A 6,756-nucleotide genomic window follows, 5' to 3' on the forward strand; every position below is an offset into this window, starting at 1 on the left:
GGCTTCTACATGCACATGGGCGTGGGCATGTGGTTCACACCCATGGTGCTGGGGCTGACCTACTATTTCCTGCCTAAGCTGCTCAACAAGCCGATCTACTCCTATTCCCTCGGGGTGCTGGCGTTCTGGACCCAGATGCTGTTCTACAGCATGATCGGCGCCCACCATTTCATCTTCGCACCGACCCCCTGGTGGCTGCAGACCGTGGCCATCATCTTCAGCGTGGGCATGATCGTCACCCTTGCCGCGGGCACCGGTAACTTCCTGATGACCATGAAGGGCAGCTTTCACAGCGTAGCCCGTAGCTACAGCCTGCCTTTTATCCTGGTCGGGGTGATCGCCTACTTCCTGTTTTCGCTGCAAGGCACCTTCGAGGCGTTTCGCAGCCTGAGTCGGGTCTGGCACTTCACCAACTTCACCATCGCTCATTCGCACCTGACCATGTACGGCTTCGTGGTCTTTTTGATCTGGGGCGGCATCTATGGCCTCGTGCCGCGCCTGACGGGCCGTGAGCCGTCACACTTCCTGGCCGGCGTGCACTTCTGGTTCGCCTTCGTCGGGGTGGCCATCTATACCATCGCCCTGATGATCGGCGGCACCCTGCAGGGCCTGAGCTGGATGTCCGACGCCCCCTTCATCGAATCGGTGACGATGATGGCGCCCTACTGGCTATGGCGCGCCCTGGGTGGCGGCCTGATGTTCCTGTCGCACCTGATATTTGCCTATAACCTTTGGTGCATGCGTCCCGTTCGTCATGGGCAGCGCCAGCCTCTAGCGGCACAGGAGGCCGCAGCATGAACTTTCATCGCAACCATTGGCTGCTGCTGGGCACGATCTTCTTCGGCTTCATCGGGCTGGCCTTCATCATCGCCATCCTTCCGGCACAGTGGGTACAGCACAACACCGAGCCCTTGCCCGAGGCCGAGCCGCTGTCGGATATCGAACAGCGAGGGCTCGAGGTGTATATCGCCGAAGGCTGCGTGGCCTGCCATACCCAGCAGGTGCGCCCCCTGCCCATGGACCAGCCCTGGGGGCGTCCCTCCGCCGCCGCGGACTATGCCCTGCTCGGCCCCATGGATGTCTGGCGCCCCTATTCGCCGGCGGTGCTGGGCAGCGCGCGTACCGGTCCGGATCTTTCCAACATTGGGGCTCGGCAATCCAGCAAAACCTGGCAGTACCTGCACCTCTACAACCCCCGTTCGGTGGTCAAGGAGTCGATCATGCCGGCCTATCCCTGGCTCTTCGAACCGGCGGCGACAGCGGACGGCGATGCGCCGGTGGTGACCATTCCCGAGCCCTACGCGCCGGAAAGTGGCGAGGTCGTGCCCACGCCCCAGGGTCAGGCCCTGGTGGCCTACCTGCTTTCCCTGCGCCAGATTCCCATCGCAGGGGCCGGCGGCATGGCCGATGCAGAATCGTCGGAAGACGGCCAGGCCACGGCAGGGGGAGGCGCCGAAGACGAACAGGCCGCCGCCAAGGGCGAGACGCTTTACGCCAATACCTGCGCCAGCTGTCACCAGGCCAACGGCCAGGGACTGCCCGGCACCTTCCCGCCCCTGGCGAGAGATCCGGTGGTGCTGGCGGAGGATCCGAGCGAACATATCGATACCATCCTGCATGGCGCGCAGGGCAGTACCATCGGCGGTACCGAATACGCCTCGCCGATGCCCGGCTTCGCCGATCAGCTCGATGACGACCAAGTCGCCGCCATCGTCAATCACGAGCGCACCAGCTGGGGCAACGAGGCGCCCACCGTGACGGCGGACGAGGTCGCCGACCGTCGCGAGGCGGGAGGGGAATGATGCGCGGCAAGTTTCTCGTCATGCTGATGACATCTAGCCTACTGGCGCGGGCTCAGGCCGCCGAGTTCGTCGATCGAATCGGCCTGGTGGACAAGCTGCTGGTCGTCGCCGGCAGTATCATCGTGCTGCTGGTCACCGTCTATTGCATCAAGTGCTTCCTGAAGCCGGGTGAACGGCAGGATCGACATATCAAGCGGCGTATCCTGAAGGATGACGGTGAGGACAGGCCATGAGCGATCAGAACTCTTTCAATCAGGACTCCCTCAATCAAAACTCCCGCGATCAGACACGCACCGATATCTTCCTCGACGGCGGCGAGGAGCCCATCATCACCCATCGCTCCCCGGTGCGTTTTCAGCTGGATACCACGGCCCTGGACGATGGCCCGCATACGCTGCGTATCGAGGCCTACGACGCCGGCGGCCAGAAAGGCGTCAGGCACCTCGCCTTCGAGGTGCGCAACGGTCCGGGCATCGCCATCAACGGGCTCAGCGACAACGATGTGCTGGAAGGCAAGATTCCGATTCTGGTCAACTCCTATGGCGGTGCCAGTGAAACGCGCTGGGAGCCCTCTCGAGCGGAGACGCCGGCCCCGACCCCCACCTGGATCTGGGTGCTGCTGATCGTCATCATGACCTTCGGTATCTTCTACGGATTGCAGCAGTGGTATCCACCGCCCCCTTTCGCCGACACGCCGACTTACGGCGCGCCTGAGGCCCGCAGCACATCGCCGGACGCTTCTTCGGAGTGATTCGCGCGCGGCACCGGACCCTGTGAAACGCCATCGCAGCGTTCGACCCCGGCGCCTGCTGGGCAACACGCCGATCCCTCAGACACCCCGGCCAATTCAACCCCTTAATCGTCTATCATGTTGCCATTTCTTTTCTACAGATTCCGTGGAGACAGCGAATGGCATTCACTACGACCGCCGACCGGGCCGGGCCTCAGCCCAACCGCCTGGCGGGCATGAGCTGGGCACACTTCCTCAACGACGGTGCCGCCAACTACCTGCCGGGTGTCCTGCCGGTCATTCTGGTGTCGCTGAACCTGTCGGTGGCGCTGGCGGGCACGATCATGGCCGCCCTGCTGATGGGACAGGCCTTGCAACCACTGGTCGGGCTCCTGGCGGATCGTGTGGGTGGGCGCATCATGATCGCCGGCGGGCTCGCCGGTTCGTCGCTGGGCGGGGCGCTGGTCGGCTTCGTCTCGGGTTTCTGGTCGCTGCTGGCGGTGCTGGCGCTGATCGGGATAGCCAACTCGTTCTTCCATCCCCAGGCGCTTGCCGGCATCAGGCAGCTGGGCGGTGACAGGCCGGGCATGACCTTGTCGATATTCATGGTGGGCGGCGAGGTGGGGCGCGGTGTATGGCCGGCCATCGCCAGTTGGGTGGTGGTTCAGTGGGGTCTTGGCTATCTGTGGATACTCGCCTTGCCGGCCCTGCTGACCCTGCCGCTGCTATTGCAGTGGGCACCCAAACTGCCTGCCCGCACGACGAATGCCACGCCCATCGCCTGGCGCCAGCACGCCGGGCCGGTGTCGCGACTGGTCGCATTTTCGACGCTGCGCTCGCTGATGATCTTCACGATCGTGACCTTCGTGCCGCTGATGTGGACCCAGGCCGGCGGCTCGCTGACCACCGGCGCGAGTTTCATCACGGTGTTGCTGCTGGCCGGGGTGATCGGCAACGTGGGTGGCGGCCACCTGTCCGACAAGGTGGGACGGCGACCGCTGCTGATCGCGGCCATGAGCCTCTCGGCCGTCATGCTCACCGCCTTCCTGCTGGCCAGTGGAGGCTGGCTGTGGATCGTGCTGGGCATTCTCGGCATCAGCCTGTTCGCGACGCTGCCCCTGGGCGTACTCATCGCCCAGGACATCCTGCCCGAGAACCGCTCGCTGGGCTCGGGGCTCGCCCTGGGCCTCTCCAACGGGCTCGCGGCGCTGGGCATCATGGCGTTGGGGCCGGTCGCGGCCCTTTGGGGGCCGGCGGCGCCACTGTGGGTCGCCCTGATCGGCGGGATCATCAGCGTGCCGCTGGCGATGGGGTTGCCGGAACACGCGCAACCTCGCCGATAAGCCTAACCCTCAGGATTCAGGCATTGCTCATGACCATCGACGACATCGATTTCGCCGCCTCCAGACGCATATCGTTGTCTGATTAGCGAGACTTCATGTCCGCGATGGCGCCGATATGTTCGGGGCCTAAACCGCAACAACCACCGATGATCTGCGCACCCGCCCTGCGCCATTCATGCGCGAATTCGGCAAAGCGCTGCGGCGTGATGGTGTCCACAAAACGCCAATGCGGCATTTCCAGATAACCGGAGTCTGGATAGGCCATCATTGGGCCTTGGTACCTATTGCGGATCACAGGCAAGGCGTCATCGATCAGTTCGGCACTCGTATGCATGATGCCCAGCGCATCAAAACCTTGCTGGGCCGCCAGCTCGACGATCTCACTAAACGCCGTGGTCGTTTCATGCCAGGAGCGGATGGTGTTTTGCGCATCGCGTACCGCTGACAGACCACACCAGACCGGTAGCTGGATATCGCGCAGGGCATCGAACATCGCCGTCATGCGTGCCGGTATCGACATCATCTCCAGCAGCAATAAATCGGCGCTGGCATCGATATAAGTCCGATGCACATCGATGATCGCTTCCTCGCGATCGAGCGCGACTCGGCCGGACCAGAGCTCATCAAACATCGGAATGCCGCGCCTTTCGAGTTCCGTCGAGACGCCGCCATCGAGGATTAGCACCTGACCGGCCTTTAGCCGCTCCCGCGCCTTAGTATAAGGCTTTGAAATCGTCATACGGTAAACGTAGTCGTCTGAAATGCCTGTGGCAATTTCCACGGCGACACACGACGGATCACGAAGCTTGTACGTTGAGCGCTCAAACGCCTATTGACAATCCCTCCTCGTGTATCGAGATCACTTCTTCTGGCCGGTTTTTTAGCCGGTGGATAAAGCTCGACGGTGTGCTGACTTGGATCCGGAGCGTTTCATCCGCGCGTTTCCTGGTCTGCACCGGTATCCGGCCAGTAGTGGCTGTCGGGCAGCGGGCGCGGGCCGAAAATCGCCTGCCCCACGCGCACCACCGTGGCGCCTTCCTCGATCGCCAGTTCGAAGTCGCCGGACATGCCCATGGACGGCAGACCGTGGCGATGCGTCGCTGCACGGCAGCGAAGTTGTGTTCGAGTTCGGATAGCGTTCGCCCGGCTGGATAACTCATCGTCTTACCTGTTTACCATGAAAAGAGCCATGCTCAAGGCAAGCGTAATCCTCGCCGCATCGAGTCATGTCACCCCCGAAGCCTCTTCCATTGGTGACTGCCGATGTTCCTTACCGTCCTCCGGTGCCTCGGCACGCAGCCAGTGCTGTACCGTCGCGTACTGGGCGAAGGCGTGGCGCTGATCGCCGACCAGGTCACGGACCACGTCCAAATTGTTCAGCGGATAGATGGTAGCCGGCTCGTCAAGCTCGTCGAGGTCACGAATGCAGGCCAGCTAGTTGGTCCCGTCGATATTCATCGAACAGGAACCGCAGACCCCCTCCCGACAGGAACGACGGAAGGTGAGCGTGGGATCGATCTCGTCCTTTATCTTGATCAGGGCATCCAGCAACATCGGGCCGCAGTCATCCCGGTCGATGGCGAAGGTATCAATACGCGGTGGTTCCCCGCTCTCGGGGTTGTAGCGATAGATCTGAAAGCGTTTCAGGCGCTTCGCCCCTGGGGGTATCGGCCAGGATTTGCCCGGCTGGATACGAAACTCCTTCGGTACTTGGGCGTTGTGCGGTACGGGAAAGCGCTTGAACAGTGCCCAGCGCGGCTGCTCATCGGACGACTTGATCAACATGAAATCACCTTATCCTCATCGATAACACGGCGTGCAAACGGCAACTACCCAAGTCCAGAACGGCCTCAAGCCTAATTGACCCCCACCGGTTCGAGCAGCTGTCGCAGCACATAGGGCAGGATGCCGCCGTGCCGGTAGTAGCCGGCCTCGGCCGGGGTGTCGATGCGCACGATGGCGGCGAACGTCCGCGTCTGCCCCTGCGGGTCGGTGGCTGCGACACGCAGCTCGTGGGCCGTCGCTTCGGTGTCCGCCAGGCCGTTGATCGTGAAGGTTTCTTCGCCGGACAGTCCGAGCGTCTCGGCATTCTGACCGTCGGGGAACTGCAGCGGCAGCACGCCCATGCCGATCAGATTGGAGCGGTGGATGCGCTCGTAGGACTCGGCGGTCTCGTAGATGGTGGTGACCGGGGTGTCGGCCCGAGTGAAATCGCGGGTGAAACCGCCCTCGGTGTCGGGGGCAAGGTGGTTGCGCAGACGAATATTGGCGAAGGTACCGCGAATCATTACCTCGTGGTTGCCGCGGCGCGCGCCGTAGGAGTTGAAGTCCTTGCGTTCGATGCCGTGCTCGGCGAGATAGCGACCCGCCGGCGGTCGGATGCGATCGCACCGGCCGGGCTGATGTGGTCGGTGGTCACCGAATCACCGAGTAGCTCCAGTACCCGCGCGCCACTGATATCGGTCAAGGGGGCGGGATTGCGGCCCATGCCGTCAAAGAACGGTGGCTTACGCACATAGGTTGATTCTGGCTGCCACTCGAAGGTGTCACCCTCCGGGACCTCCATGCCCTGCCAGCGCTCGTCACCGGCATAGACGTCGGCGTAGCCTTGGGTGAACATTTCGGCGTGCAGGTTCTCGCTGATGGTGCGTTCGATTTCCTGCGGTGAGGGCCAAATATCACGCAGGTAGACCGGTTCGCCGTTGGCGCTTCTGCCCAGCGGCTCGCGCAGCAGTTTGACGTGCAGGCTGCCGGCTAGGGCATAGGCCACCACCAGCGACAGCGGTGCCTTGCTGCTGCGTGAAGCCCTCGACAGCAGCGGCGTCATCGCCGCCCTCGAGGATCATCTGGTCGACCCACGCGACCCGCCGCGTGTCCGTCA

At 63.0% G+C, this 6,756-nt stretch carries 10 protein-coding genes; 5 read left to right on the top strand and 5 right to left on the bottom strand.

All coding sequences use genetic code 11. The features are described 5' to 3' along the window. The 5 genes from ACESMD_RS09395 to ACESMD_RS09415 all read left to right on the top strand — a co-directional run. Positions 1-798 (top strand): cbb3-type cytochrome c oxidase subunit I (locus tag ACESMD_RS09395; RefSeq protein WP_372612535.1); only part of this gene is annotated, 798 nt, incomplete at its 5' end. Further along, positions 795-1,802, top strand: a complete 1,008-nt coding sequence (locus ACESMD_RS09400) for a cbb3-type cytochrome c oxidase subunit II (RefSeq protein ID WP_372612537.1) — start codon at positions 795-797, stop codon at positions 1,800-1,802. The genes ACESMD_RS09395 and ACESMD_RS09400, both read left to right, overlap by 4 nt. Next, positions 1,802-2,035, top strand: coding sequence for a hypothetical protein (locus ACESMD_RS09405; RefSeq protein ID WP_372612539.1), 234 nt, complete (start codon positions 1,802-1,804; stop codon positions 2,033-2,035). The genes ACESMD_RS09400 and ACESMD_RS09405 overlap by 1 nt, the downstream gene beginning before the upstream one ends. Beyond that, positions 2,032-2,553, top strand: a complete 522-nt coding sequence (locus tag ACESMD_RS09410) for a hypothetical protein (protein ID WP_372612541.1) — start codon at positions 2,032-2,034, stop codon at positions 2,551-2,553. Before ACESMD_RS09405 ends, ACESMD_RS09410 begins: the two co-directional genes overlap by 4 nt. A 158-nt stretch (positions 2,554-2,711) precedes the next feature. Next, positions 2,712-3,875, top strand: coding sequence for an MFS transporter (locus tag ACESMD_RS09415; RefSeq protein WP_372612543.1), 1,164 nt, complete (start codon positions 2,712-2,714; stop codon positions 3,873-3,875). 82 nt (positions 3,876-3,957) lie between these two features. On the opposite strand, the gene ACESMD_RS09420 is transcribed toward ACESMD_RS09415, so the two are convergent. The 5 genes from ACESMD_RS09420 to ACESMD_RS09440 form a co-directional block, all read right to left on the bottom strand. Next, positions 3,958-4,656, bottom strand: a complete 699-nt coding sequence (locus ACESMD_RS09420; protein WP_372612545.1) for a homocysteine S-methyltransferase family protein — start codon at positions 4,654-4,656, stop codon at positions 3,958-3,960. Positions 4,657-4,805: 149 nt separating this feature from the next. Continuing rightward, the gene (locus tag ACESMD_RS09425; RefSeq protein WP_372612547.1) at positions 4,806-4,949 is read right to left on the bottom strand and encodes a hypothetical protein; all 144 of its coding nucleotides are present in this window, start codon (positions 4,947-4,949) and stop codon (positions 4,806-4,808) included. Positions 4,950-5,309: 360 nt separating this feature from the next. Further along, on the bottom strand, positions 5,310-5,660 hold the full coding sequence (locus ACESMD_RS09430) for a 2Fe-2S iron-sulfur cluster-binding protein (RefSeq protein ID WP_372612549.1): 351 nt from the start codon (positions 5,658-5,660) through the stop codon (positions 5,310-5,312). 71 nt (positions 5,661-5,731) lie between these two features. Continuing rightward, positions 5,732-6,256 carry a hypothetical protein gene (locus ACESMD_RS09435; RefSeq protein WP_372612553.1) on the bottom strand — a complete coding sequence of 175 codons (525 nt, stop codon included), beginning with the start codon at positions 6,254-6,256 and terminating at the stop codon, positions 5,732-5,734. Further along, positions 6,163-6,702, bottom strand: a complete 540-nt coding sequence (locus ACESMD_RS09440; protein WP_372612551.1) for a hypothetical protein — start codon at positions 6,700-6,702, stop codon at positions 6,163-6,165. Before ACESMD_RS09440 ends, ACESMD_RS09435 begins: the two co-directional genes overlap by 94 nt. Positions 6,703-6,756 lie beyond the last annotated feature (54 nt).

The organism is Halomonas sp., assembly GCF_041689495.1.
Taxonomy (GTDB): domain Bacteria; phylum Pseudomonadota; class Gammaproteobacteria; order Pseudomonadales; family Halomonadaceae; genus Halomonas.